This window comes from Pseudomonas sp. GW823-FHT02C02, from assembly GCF_058797635.1.
Genome location: NZ_JBXAJV010000001.1, coordinates 591,162 through 607,985, shown reverse-complemented (window position 1 = coordinate 607,985; position 16,824 = coordinate 591,162). Strand labels below are relative to the sequence as shown.

General features: G+C 62.3%; 15 protein-coding genes. 8 read left to right on the top strand and 7 right to left on the bottom strand.

Annotation, left to right across the window (positions count from 1 at the left end; translation table 11 throughout):
• Nucleotides 1-20: 20 nt before the first annotated feature.
• Nucleotides 21-1,763 (bottom strand): amidohydrolase, encoded by a 1,743-nt coding sequence (locus AC1ROI_RS02645; RefSeq protein WP_102593981.1) that lies wholly within the window; start codon nucleotides 1,761-1,763, stop codon nucleotides 21-23.
• A 103-nt stretch (nucleotides 1,764-1,866) separates the two neighbouring features.
• On the opposite strand from AC1ROI_RS02645, the gene AC1ROI_RS02640 reads away from it, so the two are divergent.
• The 8 genes from AC1ROI_RS02640 to AC1ROI_RS02605 all read left to right on the top strand — a co-directional run bounded on the left by AC1ROI_RS02640 (nucleotide 1,867) and on the right by AC1ROI_RS02605 (nucleotide 10,502).
• Nucleotides 1,867-2,784 (top strand): LysR family transcriptional regulator, encoded by a 918-nt coding sequence (locus tag AC1ROI_RS02640; RefSeq protein ID WP_010461008.1) that lies wholly within the window; start codon nucleotides 1,867-1,869, stop codon nucleotides 2,782-2,784.
• 38 nt (nucleotides 2,785-2,822) lie between these two features.
• Nucleotides 2,823-3,440: a transcriptional repressor LexA gene (gene lexA / locus AC1ROI_RS02635; RefSeq protein WP_102593982.1), complete on the top strand. Its 618-nt coding sequence runs from the start codon at nucleotides 2,823-2,825 to the stop codon at nucleotides 3,438-3,440.
• Nucleotides 3,440-4,057 carry a translesion DNA synthesis-associated protein ImuA gene (gene imuA / locus AC1ROI_RS02630; RefSeq protein ID WP_010461005.1) on the top strand — a complete coding sequence of 206 codons (618 nt, stop codon included), beginning with the start codon at nucleotides 3,440-3,442 and terminating at the stop codon, nucleotides 4,055-4,057. The genes lexA and imuA overlap by 1 nt, the downstream gene beginning before the upstream one ends.
• Before the next feature lie 7 nt (nucleotides 4,058-4,064).
• Nucleotides 4,065-5,480: a Y-family DNA polymerase gene (locus tag AC1ROI_RS02625; RefSeq protein ID WP_102593983.1), complete on the top strand. Its 1,416-nt coding sequence runs from the start codon at nucleotides 4,065-4,067 to the stop codon at nucleotides 5,478-5,480.
• Nucleotides 5,456-8,554: an error-prone DNA polymerase gene (locus AC1ROI_RS02620; RefSeq protein ID WP_197678975.1), complete on the top strand. Its 3,099-nt coding sequence runs from the start codon at nucleotides 5,456-5,458 to the stop codon at nucleotides 8,552-8,554. The genes AC1ROI_RS02625 and AC1ROI_RS02620 overlap by 25 nt, the downstream gene beginning before the upstream one ends.
• A 215-nt stretch (nucleotides 8,555-8,769) precedes the next feature.
• The gene (locus AC1ROI_RS02615) at nucleotides 8,770-9,444 is read left to right on the top strand and encodes a CsgG/HfaB family protein (protein ID WP_154505590.1); all 675 of its coding nucleotides are present in this window, start codon (nucleotides 8,770-8,772) and stop codon (nucleotides 9,442-9,444) included.
• A 60-nt stretch (nucleotides 9,445-9,504) separates the two neighbouring features.
• On the top strand, nucleotides 9,505-9,846 hold the full coding sequence (locus AC1ROI_RS02610; RefSeq protein WP_371857854.1) for a DUF4810 domain-containing protein: 342 nt from the start codon (nucleotides 9,505-9,507) through the stop codon (nucleotides 9,844-9,846).
• Nucleotides 9,843-10,502 (top strand): DUF799 domain-containing protein, encoded by a 660-nt coding sequence (locus AC1ROI_RS02605; protein WP_010460994.1) that lies wholly within the window; start codon nucleotides 9,843-9,845, stop codon nucleotides 10,500-10,502. Before AC1ROI_RS02610 ends, AC1ROI_RS02605 begins: the two co-directional genes overlap by 4 nt.
• Nucleotides 10,503-10,553: 51 nt before the next feature.
• Here AC1ROI_RS02605 and AC1ROI_RS02600 read toward each other — a convergent pair whose 3' ends face one another.
• The 6 genes from AC1ROI_RS02600 to AC1ROI_RS02575 all read right to left on the bottom strand — a co-directional run bounded on the left by AC1ROI_RS02600 (nucleotide 10,554) and on the right by AC1ROI_RS02575 (nucleotide 16,824).
• Complete coding sequence (locus AC1ROI_RS02600; protein ID WP_010460992.1) at nucleotides 10,554-11,216, bottom strand: flavin reductase family protein; 663 nt, start codon at nucleotides 11,214-11,216, stop codon at nucleotides 10,554-10,556.
• 12 nt (nucleotides 11,217-11,228) lie between these two features.
• The gene (locus AC1ROI_RS02595) at nucleotides 11,229-12,716 is read right to left on the bottom strand and encodes an amidohydrolase family protein (RefSeq protein ID WP_102593985.1); all 1,488 of its coding nucleotides are present in this window, start codon (nucleotides 12,714-12,716) and stop codon (nucleotides 11,229-11,231) included.
• The gene (locus AC1ROI_RS02590) at nucleotides 12,713-13,909 is read right to left on the bottom strand and encodes an amidohydrolase family protein (protein ID WP_083376562.1); all 1,197 of its coding nucleotides are present in this window, start codon (nucleotides 13,907-13,909) and stop codon (nucleotides 12,713-12,715) included. Before AC1ROI_RS02590 ends, AC1ROI_RS02595 begins: the two co-directional genes overlap by 4 nt.
• Nucleotides 13,910-14,042: 133 nt before the next feature.
• Nucleotides 14,043-15,104, bottom strand: a complete 1,062-nt coding sequence (locus AC1ROI_RS02585) for an extracellular solute-binding protein (RefSeq protein ID WP_010460986.1) — start codon at nucleotides 15,102-15,104, stop codon at nucleotides 14,043-14,045.
• Nucleotides 15,105-15,121: 17 nt separating this feature from the next.
• Nucleotides 15,122-15,910: an ABC transporter permease gene (locus AC1ROI_RS02580; RefSeq protein ID WP_010460984.1), complete on the bottom strand. Its 789-nt coding sequence runs from the start codon at nucleotides 15,908-15,910 to the stop codon at nucleotides 15,122-15,124.
• A complete protein-coding gene (locus AC1ROI_RS02575; RefSeq protein ID WP_102593986.1) occupies nucleotides 15,907-16,824 on the bottom strand; it encodes an ABC transporter permease in 918 nt (305 codons plus the stop codon). The genes AC1ROI_RS02580 and AC1ROI_RS02575 overlap by 4 nt, the downstream gene beginning before the upstream one ends.

Genomic DNA, 16,824 nt, shown 5'->3' with positions numbered 1-16,824 from the left:
GTGGTTTCAGATGATTTTTCTTACAGCGTCGGTGCGTAGACTTCGCGACCGGCGAACCAGGTTTGCAGCACCTGGGTGTCATGCAGGGCTTTGTTGTCGACGCTGAACACGTCGCGGTCCAGCACGATGAAGTCGGCTTGCTTGCCGGGGCTCAACGAACCGATCTGCTTCTCCAGGCCGATGGTGCGCGCAGCGTTCAGGGTGTAGGCATACAACATCGTTTCGCGATCGATGCGCTCATCGGCGTTCAGCACGCCCAGCGGGCCTTCCCGTGAGATGGCCTGGGCCATGGCGTTCCATGGATTGGGAGAAGACACCGCCCAGTCACTGGCGCCGGCGATAGTCGCGCCCTGTTTGAGCAATGAGTGCGCCGGGTATTGGTAACGGAAAGCGAGCGCACTGACATACGGCTTGATCATGTCCAGGGTGTACTCGTCGGCGCTGGCCCACAGCAGTTGCATCGAGGCGATGACGTTGAGCGGTTTGAACCGCGCGAACTCTTTCGGGTTGACCATTTGCAGGTGGGTGATCGAGTGGGTCACGCCGCTCTGGCGGTCCTTGCGCGCCTGGGCGATGCCGTTCAGCGATTCACGCACTGCGCGGTCGCCGATGGCATGGATGTGCACCAGCCAGCCGCGCTGATCGATGGCACTGACCAATTCGCCAAAGTGCTTCGGATCGATCAGCAGTTCACCCTGTTTGTGCGAGTTGCTGTACGGATCGATCATCGCCGCGCTCTGCGCCGGGTATTCGATCACGCCGTCGGCGAAGATCTTGACCCCGGGCAAGGTCAGGTTCGGGATGCCCTGGAATTGCTGGCGGACCTTGTCCAGGGTGTCGAGATCGGCCGGCACGCTTTTCGGATTGGCCACCAGCAGTGCAGCGACGTGGGCGCTCATGCCGCCGCTTTCGGCCAGCGCTTTGTACACCGGCAGCACGCCGACGGTGTTCTCCGTGGGCTTGAGCGCGAACACGGGTTCGCCGGGTGCGGCGTTGGCGGCGGGGTCCATCCACGCGGTGATGCCCAGGCTGTTGTTGTAGCGCACGGCGGATTGCGCGGCTTTCAACATGTCGGCGGGGCTCGGCACCGGCATCTTCGAGGCGACGCGATCCCAGCCGGCGTCCACCAGAAAACCGTTGGGGCTGCCATCGGCGAGTTTGCCGATCGTGTCTTTCTCGGCGTCCGGCAATGACTTGAGCAGCGCCGCATCAATCCCGGCGCGTTCGAGCATCACGTTGTTGGCCCACGCGGTGTGGTGATCGCTGCCGGTGAACACCACGGGCACCTTGGCCCACTCGCCAGCGTTGAATTTCTGGCCAAAAGCTTCGGCCTGGGCCCAATAAGCCGAACTCATGCCGGCCACGCCCAGCACATCGCCATGCCTGGCCTTGCCGTCATCGCGCCAGGCTTTCAGGCGTTTTTCCAGTTCGTCGAGGTCGACCACCTCGTCTTCCATATTGGCCGAGGTCATTTCCAGACCGCCGAATATGGCGTGGGAATGACTGTCGATCAGGCCGGGCATCAGGGCTTTTCCGCCGAGGTCGACGACTTTGGTGCCCGACGCGATCAGGGCCTTGATCTGCGCATTGCTGCCCACTTGCAGCACTTTGCCGTCCTGCACCGCCAACGCCTGCACCTTCGGTTGCGCGCGGTCGGCGGTGAAAATCTTGCCATTGAACAGCACCAGATCGGCCGCTGCCATGGCTTCCATCGAGGCAAAACTGACGGCGGCCATCAATAGATTCGGGATGAATCTTTTCATTGAATGTTTCCTTGTTATTGCGTCTGATGGCCAGATTAGTGGCTTGTCACGGCCAGCAGAACGCCTCGCTCACGAAAAACGTTTTTGCCTGAATGGAAAAAGAATGGACAAGTTGGGTGCATTGAAAATGTTCGTGGTCACGGCGCAACTCGGCAGTTTCAGCCGCGCCGCCGAGCAACTGGGCAAGACCCCGTCGGCCCTGACCAAAGCGGTCAATCACCTCGAAGCGGAGCTCGGCGCCCGCTTGTTCGAACGCAGCACCCGACGGATTTTGCTGACCGAATCGGGTCGTCTTTATCTGGAAACCGCGCGCCAGGTGTTGCAACGGCTGGAGGAGGCCGGCGAGGAAATCGAGCAGTTGCAGCATGGCCTGCGCGGCAACCTGAAAATCACCGCGCCGCTGGCGTATGGGCAGGCTTTTCTCGATCAGGTGTGCGGAGGCTTTCTGGAGCAATACCCGCAGATCAACCTGCAAGTGGACCTGTGCGATGAGTTCGTCAACCTGTTGGAAAGCGGCTACGACCTGGCGTTGCGCGAGGGGCATGACGATTTGCCGGGGTTGATTGCTCGCGTCGTCGGCAGCAATCGGCTGGCGTTATGCGCCAGCCCTGAATATCTGGCGCGCAAGGGGTTGCCGGTCACGCCGGACACCCTCGATGACCACGAATGGCTGCTCTACCGTCATCCGCTGCTCAGCCGCGAGTTCTGGTGGGCCGAGCGCGACGGACAACGATTGAGCCTGGCGCAACCGCAATCACCACGATTGCGCAGTGACAACTACGACCTGCTGCTGGCCAATGCACTGGCCGGACGCGGTTTGCTGCACACGCCGTTGTGGAGTGCCGCGGCGTACATCGCCGACGGGCGGCTGGTGCGGGTAATGGCCGATTACGACATCGATCCCGACAGTTTTGGCTCGTACATCCTGGCGGTGTACCCCAGTCATCGGCGGGCAACCGCCAAAGTGCTGGCCTTCATCGATTACATCGCAGGGTTTCTGGCGTCACGTGGCTTGAGCTGACTGGCGGTCCTTGCCAGGAAAATGCCGAAAGAGTACAAATGTACTCCATGACGACTTTAACTCCCCGCCGTACCGCCATCCTGACCTTTATCCGTGATCGAATCGCGGAGCACGGTCAATCCCCGAGCCTCGCTGAAATCAGCGAGGCATTTGGTTTCGCCTCCCGCAGCGTGGCGCGCAAGCATGTGCTGGCGCTGACCGAGGCCGGTTTTATCGAGGTCAACCCGCATCAGGCCCGGGGCATTCGTTTGCTCGGGCAACCGGCGCGGCCCGAATTGCTGGACATCCCGGTACTCGGGCGGGTCGCGGCGGGTGCGCCGATCGGTGCCGATGCCGAAGTGCACAGCCGCTTGCTGCTCGACCCGTCGATCTTCTCGCGAGTGCCGGACTACATGCTGCGGGTCCAGGGCGACTCGATGATCGAGGACGGTATTCTCGACGGCGACCTGGTGGGCGTACACCGCAATCCCGAAGCGCTCAACGGCCAGATCGTCGTGGCGCGGCTCGACGGCGAAGTCACCATCAAGCGTTTCGAGCGGGTCGGCGATGTTGTCCGGTTGTTGCCACGCAACCCGGCCTATAAGCCGATCATCGTCGAGGCCAGTCAGGACCTGGCCATCGAAGGCGTGTTCTGCGGTCTGGTGAGGCAAGGGTGATGGGCGCCGTCGTTGCGTTGGATACGTTGTTCAATGGCGGCCAGGTCTGGAAGGGCCGGCCTGCGCCACCATCTGTCAGCCCGCAACCGACCGGGCATGCCGCACTGGACGCGGCGTTGCCCACCGGCGGCTGGCCGGAGGCGGCGCTGACCGAAATCCTCCTGGCCGGGCAGGGCGTTGGCGAGTTGCAACTGGTGTGGCCGGCCCTGGCGCGGCTGTCGGCGGCGGGCGAGCGCATTGTGCTGGTGGCGCCGCCTTACGTGCCGTATCCCCAGGCCTGGCAGAACGCCGGGGTCGATCTGCGCCAGTTGTCGATCATCCAGGCCAGCGAGCGCGATGCACTGTGGGCGGCGGAACAATGCCTGCGTTCGGGCAGTTGCGGCGCGGTGCTGTGCTGGCCGCACAAGGCCGATGACCGGGCGTTGCGGCGCTTGCAGGTGGCGGCGGAAACCGGCTCGACCCTGGCGTTCGCCTATCGCTCGATCAACGAAGCCATCAACCCTTCGCCTGCGGCGCTGCGCATCGCCATCGATGCCCGGCCTGCACAGTTGCGTGTGCTCAAGTGCCGGGGCGGGTTGGCGCGTTCGGCGCCGATTGCCTTTCCCGTGGGGCATTGAGGTTGCCATGCGCTGGGTGTGCATTCTCTTCCCGCAATTGGCGCTGGACGCGGTACTGCGTCAGCGCCCCGATCCCGATGAACCGTTGGCGCTGCTGACGGGCCCGGCACAGCGCCGGGTGTTGCAAGCGGTCAACGTTCCGGCGCGGGCGCTGGGTTTGCGCCCGGGGCAGTCGATGACCGCCGCCCAGGCCTTGAGCAAAAGTTTTGTCACGGCCGAATACGATGTCGCCGAGATCGAGCACTGGCAACAGTTCCTGGCGGCGTGGGCCTATCGGTTCAGCTCTCAGGTTAGCGTGCATTACCCGCGTGCCGTGGTGTTTGAAATCGAATCCAGCCTGGGGTTGTTCGGGCCGTGGCCGCAGTTCGAGGCGCGGTTGCGTGCCGAGCTCGGCGAACTGGGCTTTCGGCATCGGATCGTCGCCGCGCCCAACCCGGTGGCTGCGCGGGTGTTGGCCAATATGTATGACGGCCTGGTGGTGCCGGACGATCAAGCCTTGCGCTATCACCTGGGGCAATTGCCGGTTGACCGGATCGCCCTGGAACCGGCGGTGGCCACGGCGTTGTCGCGCATGGGGTTGCGCACCTTGAGCCAGGTTCAGGCGTTGCCGCGCAACAGCCTGGCGCGACGTTTCGAGGCCCAAGTGCTCAAGCACCTGGATGCGCTGTTCGGCGAGCGGCGGCTGGCGCTGGCGTTCTACCTGCCGCCGGACCGGTTTGATGTGCGCATCGAGCTCAACTTCGATGTGCAATCCCATCAGGCGTTGTTGTTTCCATTGCGTCGCTTGACCGGCGATCTGTCGGCCTTCCTTTGTGGCCGGGACAGTGGCGTGCAGCGTTTCGACCTGCATCTGGAACACGCCGGCTTGCCGGACACGCTGATCAAGGTCGGCCTGCTCAGCGCCGAGCGCGATCCGGCGATGCTCTTCGAACTGGCCCGGGGACGGCTGGAACAGGTGCAGGTCGAGGCCCCGGTGCGCGGTTTTCGGCTGCGCGCCGAAGACCTGCCGAGCTTCGTCCCGCAACGTCAGGAACTGTTCGACGACCGTCCGCAGCAGTCCTTGCCCTGGGAGCAACTGCGCGAACGCTTGCGTGCACGGCTCGGGGATGACGCGGTGCATGGCTTGCGTTTCCAGGCCGATCACCGGCCAGAGTGCGCGTGGCAGGCACGGGCCGACAAACAACTGTGTGCGGGATTGGCGGGGGTGCAGCGTCCGGGCTGGTTGCTGACGGAACCGCAGGCCGTACACGAAGGCTCGACACGGATCCTCATGGGGCCGGAGCGCATCGAGTCCGGCTGGTGGGACGGCGACGACGTGCGCCGCGATTACTACCTGATCGAAACCCGTTCCGGCCAGCAGGGCTGGGCCTACCGTGCGGTGGGTGAGGGTGGCCCGCTGTGGCTGCAAGGCTGGTTCGCATGAGCGTCGAGTATGCGGAGCTGCACTGCCTGTCGAACTTCAGTTTCCAGCGCGGTGCTTCCAGTGCCCTGGAATTGTTTCAGCGGGCGAAAAAACACGGCTATCAAGCGCTGGCGATCACCGATGAATGCACCCTGGCCGGTATCGTCCGCGCCTGGCAAGCGGCCAAATCCGTGGAGCTGCCGCTGATTATCGGCAGTGAAGTGCGCATCGAGAACGGTCCGAAGCTGGTGCTGCTGGTGGAAAACCTTGAGGGTTACCAGACCCTGTGTCGGTTGATCACCCGGGCGCGGCGCCGCACGGAGAAAGGCCAGTATCAAGTGCTGCGTGAGGACTTCAGTGAACCGATGCCGGGGTTGCTGGCGCTGTGGGTGCCGGACACGGTCGATGATTTTGCCAGCGGTCATTGGCTCAAACAGACGTTCACCGATGGCCTGTGGCTGGCGGTGCAGTTGCATCGCGGGCAGGACGACACCCGGCGACTGGACGCGCTGTTGACCCTGGCGCGGGAACTGCGAATTCCTGCGGTGGCCAGCGGCGATGTGCACATGCACACCCGTGGACGGCGCGCCTTGCAGGACACCATGACCGCGATCCGTCATCACCTGCCGGTGGCCGAGGCCGGGTTGCGGCTGCATCCGAACGGCGAGCGGCATGTACGCAGCCTCGATGCCCTGCAATCGATCTACCCGCAAGCACTGCTCGATGAAACGCTGACCATTGCCCGGCGTTGCACCTTCGACCTCGGCCAGTTGCGTTACCAGTATCCCCGCGAGCTGGTGCCGCAAGGCCAGACGGCCACGTCCTGGCTGCGGCATCTGACCGAAGAGGGGATCGCGTGGCGCTGGCCGGACGGCCCGCAAGCCAAGGTGCTGGTGCAGATCGACAAGGAGCTGGAGCTGATCGCCGAGCTGGGCTATGAAAGCTACTTTCTCACGGTGCACGACATTGTGCGGTTTGCCCGTGAACAAAAAATCCTCTGTCAGGGCCGGGGTTCTGCCGCGAACTCGGCGGTGTGTTTTGCCTTGGGCATCACGGAAATCGACCCGGACCGCACCACGCTGTTGTTCGAACGCTTTCTCTCCAAAGAGCGCAATGAACCACCGGACATCGACGTCGATTTCGAACACGAGCGCCGCGAGGAGGTCTTGCAGTACGTGTTCCAGCGTTATGGCCGGACCCGCGCCGCGCTCACGGCAGTGGTCAGCACCTATCACGCGGCCGGCGCGGTGCGCGATGTGGCCAAGGCCCTGGGTTTGCCACCGGATCAGATCAACGCCCTGGCCGATTGCTGCGGCCACTGGAGCGATGCAACGCCGCCCGTGGAGCGCCTGCTTGAAGGCGGTTTCGACCCCGAGAGCCCGGTGCTGCGCCGGGTGCTGAGTTTGACTCAGCAACTGATCGGTTTCCCCCGGCATCTGTCCCAACACCCCGGCGGTTTCGTGATTTCCGAGCAGCCACTGGACAGCCTGGTGCCGGTGGAAAACGCTGCCATGGCCGAGCGCACCATCATTCAGTGGGACAAGGACGATCTCGATGCGGTGGGGCTGCTCAAGGTGGATATTCTGGCCTTGGGCATGCTCAGTGCGATCCGCCGCTGTTTTGATCTGCTGCGCCGTCATCGCCATCTGGACTTGAGCCTGGCGACGATCCCCGCCGAAGATGTCCAAACCTACGACATGATCGGCCGTGCCGACACCATCGGCGTGTTCCAGATTGAATCCCGGGCACAAATGTCGATGCTGCCGAGGCTCAAGCCCCGGACCTTCTATGACCTGGTGATCGAGGTGGCAATCGTCCGTCCGGGGCCGATCCAGGGCGGGATGGTGCACCCGTACCTGCGACGGCGAAACAAGGAGGAACCCGAGGTTTACCCGTCCCCGGCGCTGGAAGTCGTGCTCAAACGCACCTTGGGCGTGCCGCTGTTTCAGGAACAGGTGATGCAGATTGCGATTGTCGCCGCCGACTACAGCCCCGGCGAGGCTGATCAGTTGCGTCGCTCCATGGCCGCCTGGAAACGCCATGGCGGACTGGAACCGCACAAGGATCGGCTGGCCGCCGGGATGAAGAAAAACGGCTATACGGCCGAGTTCGCCGCGCAGATCTTCGAACAGATCAAAGGCTTCGGCAGTTATGGTTTTCCAGAGTCCCACGCCGCCAGTTTCGCCTTGTTGACCTACGCCAGTTGCTGGTTGAAATGCCATGAACCGGCGGCCTTCGCCTGTGCGCTGATCAATAGTTGGCCCATGGGTTTCTACAGCCCGGACCAGATTCTGCAGGACGCGCGCCGGCATCATTTGCAGATTCGCCCGGTGGACGTGCGCGCCAGTGACTGGGATTGCAGCCTCGAACCGATCACCGGCGCGCAGCCGGCGATTCGCATGGGGCTGCGGATGATCAAGGGCTTTCGCGAGGACGATGCCCGGCGCATCGAAGCGGCGAGGGCAAAGGGTGTATTTGTCGACATCGCCGACCTGGGCGAGCGCGCGCGACTCGACGCCCGTGCCCAGGAGCAACTGGCCGATGCCGGTGCGCTGCGGGGGCTGGCCGGTGACCGTCATCGGGCGCGCTGGGAAGTGGCGGGGGTTCAGAAGCAGCTCGGTTTGTTTGCCGGCCTGCCGAGTCAGGAAGAACCTGCGATCTATCTGCCCAAACCCACAGTGGGCGAGGACCTGCTGGCCGACTACAACAGTGTCGGCACCACCTTGGGTCCGCATCCATTGGCGTTGTTGCGTGGTGAGTTGAAAGCCCGACGTTGCCGCAGTTCGAAAGAGCTGATGGAGGTCGAGCACGGGAGACCGGTCAGCGTCGCCGGGCTGGTCACCGGCCGGCAACGGCCGGGCACGGCCAGTGGCGTGACCTTCGTCACCCTCGAAGACGAATTCGGCAACATCAACGTCATCGTCTGGCGCGACCTGGCTGATCGGCAGCGAAAAGTGCTGGTCGGCTCGCAGTTGCTCAAGGTCGATGGCCGCTGGGAAAAGGAAGGCGAGGTGCGCCACCTGATTGCCGGACGCTTGAGCGACCTGAGCCCCTTGCTGGATGGCATCAGCGTGCGCAGCCGCGATTTCCACTGATCCCAACCACTGATCGCGACAGCCAATGCATTGGCGCCAATAAAAAATTAAACACTGTTATCAGTGATGGCACTTTGGCATAATGCCGGCCGCCGACGTCCCGCACGTCGATTATCGATTTGATTCCCCCTCGCTTTTTCGCCGCTGCAATCCGCAGCGGTTGGCTATTGCCGTGCCGGGATAAACCGTTTTTTCAGAAGGAATGCACAGTGAGAATGATCTCTCGGATGTTGGTATCGACGGCAGCGATTGCCCTTTTGGGCAGCATGGCCGGTTGCGCCACGGAAAGCTCGCGCGCCTTGCCAGTCGCAAAAGTCGAAAGCGCCAGCGTGGCGTATGCCGGTGTTCGTGTACCCATGGCGGTCGGCAAGTTCGACAACCGTTCAAGCTACATGCGCGGGATCTTCTCCGACGGCGTGGATCGCCTCGGCGGTCAGGCCAAGACCATCCTGATCACTCACTTGCAGCAAACCAACCGCTTCAGCGTGCTGGACCGCGACAACATGGGCGAGATCCAGCAGGAAGCCGCGATCAAGGGCCAGTCCCAGCGCCTCAAGGGTGCTGACTTTGTGGTCACCGGTGATGTCACCGAGTTCGGCCGCAAAGAAACCGGCGACCATCAGCTGTTCGGCATTCTCGGTCGCGCCAAGACCCAGGTGGCCTACGCCAAGGTCAACCTGAACATCGTCAATATCAGCACCTCCGAAGTGGTTTATTCGACTCAGGGCGCGGGCGAGTACGCCTTGTCGAACCGTGAAGTCATCGGCTTCGGCGGCACCGCTGCCTACGATTCGACCCTCAACGGCAAAGTGCTCGACCTGGCCATGCGCGAGGCGATCAATCGCCTGGTAGACGGGATGAACGCCGGGGCATGGAAACCGGGTAACTGATCAAGGTTGATGACAAGGAGCGGTAAAAGCATGTTCAAGACGTATGTGTCGTGGGCGCTGATGGCGTCGACATTGCTGGTCAGCGGCCTGTTGGCCGGTTGCGCTGGCCCGAAAACCCTTTACCAGTGGGAAAGCTACCAGCCGGAAGTTTACGAGTACTTCAAGGGTGAAACACCCAAGGAAGCCCAGGCCGAAGCGCTGGAACGCGACCTGCAGAAGATCAAGTCCACCGGCAAGACGCCGCCGCCTGGCTACCACGCTCACCTGGGGCTGTTGTACCTGAGCATGGGCAAGGACGATCAGATGGTGCAGCAGTTCAGGACTGAGAAAACCCTGTTTCCCGAGTCGACGCCGTACATGGATTTTCTGCTTAAAAACGCCAAGACCGGAGACACCCAATGATCGCGCGTTCATTGAAACTGATGGCCGGGTTGCTGGCGCTGGCTGTGCTCGGTGGCTGCGTCAGCCCCAAGACCGTGGACTATTCGGCGTACAAGCAAGCCCGTCCGAAAACCATTCTGGTGCTGCCGCCGCTGAACAACTCGCCGGACGTCAAGGCGTCCTACAGCATGTTGTCGCAGGTCACGTACCCGTTGGCAGAAGCCGGTTACTACGTGCTGCCGATCACCCTGGTCGATGAGACATTCCGCCAGAATGGCCTGACCACACCGGCGGACATCCACCAGGCCCCGGCCAACAAGCTGCAGGAAATTTTCGGTGCCGATGCGGCGTTGTACATCACCGTGACGGACTACGGTACGCGCTACATGATCATCAGCAGCGAAACCGTGGTGACCGCCACCGCGAAACTGGTAGACCTCAAGAGCGGCACCACCCTGTGGACCGGCTCGGCCCGGGCTTCGAGCGAAGAGGGCGGCAACAACGGTGGCGGCGGCTTGGTTGGCATGCTGATTACGGCAGCGGTCAAGCAAGTGATCAACAGCGCCACCGACGCCGGTCACCCGATTGCCGGTGTGGCCAGTGCGCGCCTGCTGTCGGCCGGGCAACCGGCGGGCTTGCTGTACGGACCGCGTTCGCCGAAATACGGTACTGATTGAACCCAGTGAGATCGTTCCCACGCTGCGTGGGAACGATCAGTTAAGGGACGATCATTTGGTGACAGGCCAAAACCGCTCCCCACCCCCCGGCGCATCCGTCCACGCCTGCAACGACCGCGTCGGTAAATCGAAATAATCCCGGGTCCGCGCATAGCCATGACCACCCATGCGCCCGATCGCATCCAGCCCCAGCTGATCGATGTACAAGGTTTTCGGGTCGATCAATTCGTCCCGCACATGCGCCATCAACACTTCCCCGAAGATAATTTCCCGCGACTGCCCGATGGACAGCGCCATCATCCGCCGACACTCCAACGCCACCGGCGCCTCGCCGATGCGCGGGCATTTGACCGTGGTGCCGGCAATCGCCGTCAGCCCCGCAGCCGTCAACTCATCGAAGCCGGGCGCGAAGGGCACCGCGCACACATTCATCGCCTCCACCAGCGCATCGCTGACGATGTTGACGGTGAATTCCTGATTGAGCTGGATGTTGCGGGTGGTGTCCTTGGGGCTTTGGTCGCCGTAGTTTTCCACGCCCAGCGCCAGGATCGGCGGGTCGGCGGACAGCGCATTGAAGAAACTGAACGGCGCGGCATTGATCCGGCCTTCGCCATCAATCGTGGTGACCAGCGCAATCGGCCGAGGCACCACGCTACCGATCAGAATCTTGTATTTGTCCCGCGCACTCAATGTGCTGAAGTCGAAGCTTTGCATTGGCAGACATCTCTAAATAAGGGGATTGATTACGCTCAACGGCGCGTCTGCGCTGTAGTCATCGGCGAACGGAATGGCCGGTTTGAACAGGGTTTTCCAGTCCGGTCGGCCCATGGCCCGGTCGCTGTGGCTGCGCATCAGTTTTTCGAATTGTTGTTGGGCCTGGCGTTGCAGAGCGGGGTAATCGATGCCCTGAACCTGGCCGTCTTGCATCACGCAACGGCCGTCGATGTAACTGGCGATGCAGTCGTCACCGCGCCCGGCCAGCACCAGGTTTTTCAGCGGGTCGAACAACGGCCCCAAGTGCAGGCCGCGAAGGCTGAACACCGTGATGTCGGCCTTGGCCCCGGTTGCCAGGCGACCGAGATCATCGCGGCCCAAGGCTTTCGCACCGCCGAGGGTGGCGGCGTTGTACATATCCAGCGTGGAGGTCAACGCATCGCCGCCCTCCATCAAACGGGCGATGTTCAACCCCTGGCGCATGTTTTCCAGCAGATCCGCCGGCCAGGTGTCAGTGCCCAAGGCGAAGTTGATGCCCTTGGCCCGATAGCGCCCAAACGAATTCAGTGCCTCACCGTCGCGAGCAAACACCACCGGGCAATGCACCAGGCTTGCGCCGCCATCCACCACCCGTTGCAGATCGTCATCGCCCGAGGTGTAGATGCCGTGGGGCAGCAGGCTGCGCGGGGTCAGCAGGTCCAGTTGCTGCAACCAGTGCAGCGGCGACACACCACGCAGTTGCTCGACCATCGCCACCTCGCCAAGCCCCTGGCAGCAATGCAAACGCATCGGCGCGCTCAATTCGCGACTCAGCGCAGCGGTGCGTTGCAGCAGCGCCGGGGTGCAGGTCTGGATGCGATCCGGCAACAAGGCGCCGCGAATCAAGCCTTGGTGCGCATCTTCGAAATCATGGAAAAACCGAACCGCCGCATCGAGTCCGGCCATTCCCCGGGCTTCATCCCAGTGATGCCCGAGGGTGCCATCGGCCCGCCAATAACTCATGCCGCTCATGTAGCAGGGGCCGAGGTAAGTGCGCAGCCCCAGTTCGGCCGCCACGCCGGCCACCGCTGCAAATTCGTCGTAGGTCTCGGCCCACTCGCGGTAGTACATCGAGGTGATTGGCAGGGCCGTGGTGATGCCGTTGCGGATCAACTGCGTGAAGGCGTAGCGGTATTTGAAGACTTCTTCATCGGGGTCGAAACTCTCGCGCGGACCGGCCGCCAGATAGTCCTCAGACCACATCCGGCCCATGTCGCGTTCATCGCCGTTGTCCAGCGTCAGCACCGTGGAATCCAGATCCCCTAGTGCGTCCAGATCGATGAAACCCGGGCCGATCAACGCATTGCCATAGTCGACCCACTGATCGACCGGCCCGGTAAAACCACGCCCGACAAACACAATGCGCGAACCTTCGAACACCACTTCGCCGTCGCGCCACAGCACATGCTGCGTGCCGTCGAAGCCGACCACGCAACTGGCCTTCAGACCGATGCATTTCACAAGCGGCTTTCCAGCAGCCGACCACCTGAGGCGATCAACTCACCGCCGCGATAAACCTGCCGCACGGGTCGAGAAACCACGGCTTCGCCCAAAGTCTGTACCGGCATCAGCAGGAAGTCCGCCGCTTGGCCGATCTCCAATCCATACCGTTCACAACCCAGCGCCCGGGCACCGTTCACCGTCGCCGCTTCGAACGCTGCGGCCAGTTCATCGTCCTTGTTCAAGTCAAAGCGCAAGGCCAGCAGCATTGCCCGTTCCAGCATGTCGCCGTTGCCCATCGGCGACCACGCATCGCGAATGCCGTCCGAACCCAGGCAGACATTCACGCCTGTTTCACGCAACGCAAGGAAAGGCGGCACCGCGCAATCGGCCGGCGCCGAACTCATCAGCGAAATGCTCAACGCCGCCAAGCGTTCGGCCAGCGGTTTGACCTGACTCCACGGCAACATCCCCAGGCAGTAAGCGTGACTGATCATCACCCGACCTTGCCGCCCGAAGCGCTCGGTGTAATCGGCGATCAACGCGATTTGCCACAGGCCCAGTTCACCTTTGTCATGCAGGTGAATGTCGACGCCACGGTCGAATTCGCTGGCCAGCTTGAACACGAAGTCGAGTTGCGCGACCGGGTCGTTGTCGATACCGCACGGGTCGAGGCCGCCGACGTTTTCCACGCCCAGCGCCATGGCTTCGCGCATCAGTTCGGCGGTGCCGGGGCGGCTGATCAGGCCGGTTTGCGGAAACACCACCAGTTGCAGGTCGATCAGGTCGCGGTAGATGTCGCGCAGTTGTTGCATGGCCTCGACATGGCGCAGGCCGAATTCCGGGTCGATGTCGACGTGGCAACGCATCGTCAGCGAGCCACGGGCGATGCAGTTTTCCAGCAACGCGCCGGCACGATGGGCGATGGGCGCGTCAACTTCACGCAGGACGCGGCGCTCGTTGGCGATGTAGTCCTTGAGGGTCGGGCCGGCGCTGTTCGGGCGCCAGGGTTGGCCCCACAGGGTTTTGTCGAGGTGGACGTGACTTTCCACCAGGGCAGGGGTGAGGAGCTGGTGTTGGCCGTCGATGTCGGTGGCGGCCAGCGCGGTGTTGGAGGCCGGGCGGCGTTGTTTGAACAGGCCGTTTTCCAGCAGCAGGTCTTCGGCTGTGGCGCCGTAGGGGCGCACGTTGCGTAGCCAGCGGGGTTGAGTCATTGCATACACCTCAAATTTGATGGTGGATTGGCCGGCGTCTTCGCGGGCAAGCCTCGTTCCTACAAGGTTGCGCATTCCCCTGTAGGAACAAGGCTTGCCCGCCAAGGCCGCACCTCGGTCTAAAGCCAGGCACTCAGCCCTTGAGCTTCGACCAAACCCGATCCTGCAGCTCCCGCGCCTTGTTGCTGCACTCTTTCTCCGGCCGCAAGCGCGAGGCAAATTCGTCGGGCATGTTGATGGCGTCCATGACTTTCCACTTGGCGTCGAGCAGCTTGTCGCTCTGGATGCCGTTGGCGTAGGCAATGGAATTGGACACGGCGGCGGCGTTTTCCGGTTTCATCATCCAGTCGATGAAAATCTTCGCGTTACCGGGGTGCGGTGCGCTTTTCGGCACGGCGAAGTTGTCCTGGAACATCGCCAGGCCTTCGCGCGGATACACGTATTTGATGGTGCTCTTCTGCAAGGTGGCGCGTGCGGTCGAGCCGTTCCAGTTCTGCATCATGATCACTTCACCGGAGGCCATGCGGTCGACGGTGTTGTCCGAGCTGTACATCTTCAGGAACGGTTTCTGTTTTTGCAGCAGTTCGAGGATGCGCTTGGCGTCCTGCGGGTTTTCGCTGCATTCGTCGACGTTCAGGTAATGGCTGGCGGCGTTGATCACGCTGCTGGAAGTGTCGAGGGCGGCGAGTTGCCCTTGCAGTTCCTTGCGCGGTTCGAAGAACTCTTTCCACGAATCGTCGAGCTTGCCGCCGGGCACGCGCGCGCTGTCATAGGAGAACCCGGTGGTGCCCCACAAATACGGTGCGGAGAACTTGCGGCCGGGGTCGAATACCGGATCGCGGAATGCGGGTTTCACGTATTGAAAGTTGGGCAGGGTGGAGGCGTCGATTTCCAGCAGCAGGTTCTGGTTGATCAAGGTGCGCATGATCGACTGCGACGGCACGATCACGTCATACGCCGCGCCACCGGCCTGCAACTTGGCCAGCAAGGTTTCGTTGCTGTCGTAGCCGTCCATGGTGACCTTGATTCCGGTCTCCTTTTCGAACTTGGCCAGCAGGTCGACCGGGTAATAATCGGTCCAGTTGTAGAAAAACAGTTCCTTGGGTTCGGCGGCGTGCGCGCCGAACGCAGTGAGTGCAGTGAAGCAGCTTAGGGCCAGACCGGCGACAGCGGGACGCATGCTTTTTGTTTTCATTCGAGAACGCTCCAGGCTCATTGTTGTTTACCGCGCTGTCCCAGCCAGAAGGCCAGCACCACCAGCACGATGGAAATCAACAGCATCAGGGTCGAGATCGCATTGATCTCCGGTGTTACGCCGGCCTTGATTGCCGAGAAGATGTACACCGGCAAGGTGGTCGAACCCGGGCCGGCGACGAAGAAGGTCATGATGAAATCGTCGAGGCTGACCACGAACGCCAGCACCGAACCGGACAGCACTGCCGGCCACAACAGCGGAAGCGTCACCCGGCGGAACACCTGCCACGGGTTGGCGTACAAGTCGTTCGCCGCCTCCAGCAGGCTCTTGTCCAGATCATTCAGGCGTGCGCGGATCGGCAGGTACGCGAAGGGAATGCAGAAGCCGATGTGCGCGACGATCACCGTCAGCAAACCGAGCTTGATTCCCAGCGCCATGAACAGCAGCAGCGTGGCCACGGCGGTGACGATTTCCGGCAGGATCAGCGGCAGGTTGATCCCGCCCTCGACCATCTTCTGTCCATAGAACGGCCGGTACGTCGCCAATGCCGCGAGCAGCGCAATCGCCGTGGCGCAGACCGTGGCGATGCTGGCGACGATGATCGAATTCAATGCCGCCGTCTGGATCGACGGGTTGGCCAGAATCCGTCCGTACCAGGCGAACGAAAACTCGGTCCACACCGTCGCCGAGCGGTTGGCGTTGAAGCTGTAGGCGATCAGGACGAAGATCGGCACGTACAGATAGGCCAGGATCAGCAGGCTGACTTCGCGGGTCAGTGGCAGTTTTTTCAGGTGCAGGGCGATCATGCGGTGGCTCCCCGACGTAGTGTTTTGGCAGCGCTGCGGCTATAGAGGGCGTAACCCACCAGCGACAGCAACAGAATCCCCAGCAACAGGAACGACAGCGAACTGCCCAGCGGCCAGTTGCGCGCGGTGCCGAACTGCTGCTGGATCAGGTTGCCGATCATCAGCGTCTTGCCACCGCCGAGAATCGCCGGGGTGATGAAGGCCCCCAGGCTCGGCACAAACACCAGCAGGGCACCGGCAATCACCCCCGGCATCGACAGCGGCAGGATGATCCGCTTCAGCGCATGCCAGCGATTTGCACCGAGGTCGTAGGCGGCTTCCACCAGGCGCCAGTCGAGTTTTTCCAGGGTCGAATAGATCGGCAAAATCATGAACGGCAAGAAGCTGTAGACCAGCCCGACACAAACGGCGAAGTCGTTGTAGAGCAGGGTGATGCCGCCGGCCTGGGGGAACAGCGCGTTGAGGCTTTGCGCGACCCAGCCGTGCTCGCGCAGGATGATCAGCCAGGCGTAGTTGCGGATCAGCAGGTTGGTCCAGAACGGGATGGTAATCAGCAAGACCATGAGGTTGCGCCGACGCGGCGTGAGGCTCGACATCCACAACGCCACCGGAAAGCCGAACAGGAAACACAGCATGGTGGTGCCACCCGCTTGGAACACCGAGCGCAACAACGCCTGGGCGTAGACCCAGTTCAGTTCCAGTTCACCGTCGAATCCTTCCTGGAAAAACAGCTGCACGTAGCTTTGCAATTGCCAGTCGGCCTGCCAGTCGACGCCGCCGTACACATTGCGCGGCAACAGGCTGATGTAGCCCATGATCCCCAGCGGAATCGCGATCAGCGCCAGCAAGGTCAGAATCACCGGGCTCAGTAACAGGGCGCGGTTGAGGGCGGGAGAAGTGCTACTGACGCTCAT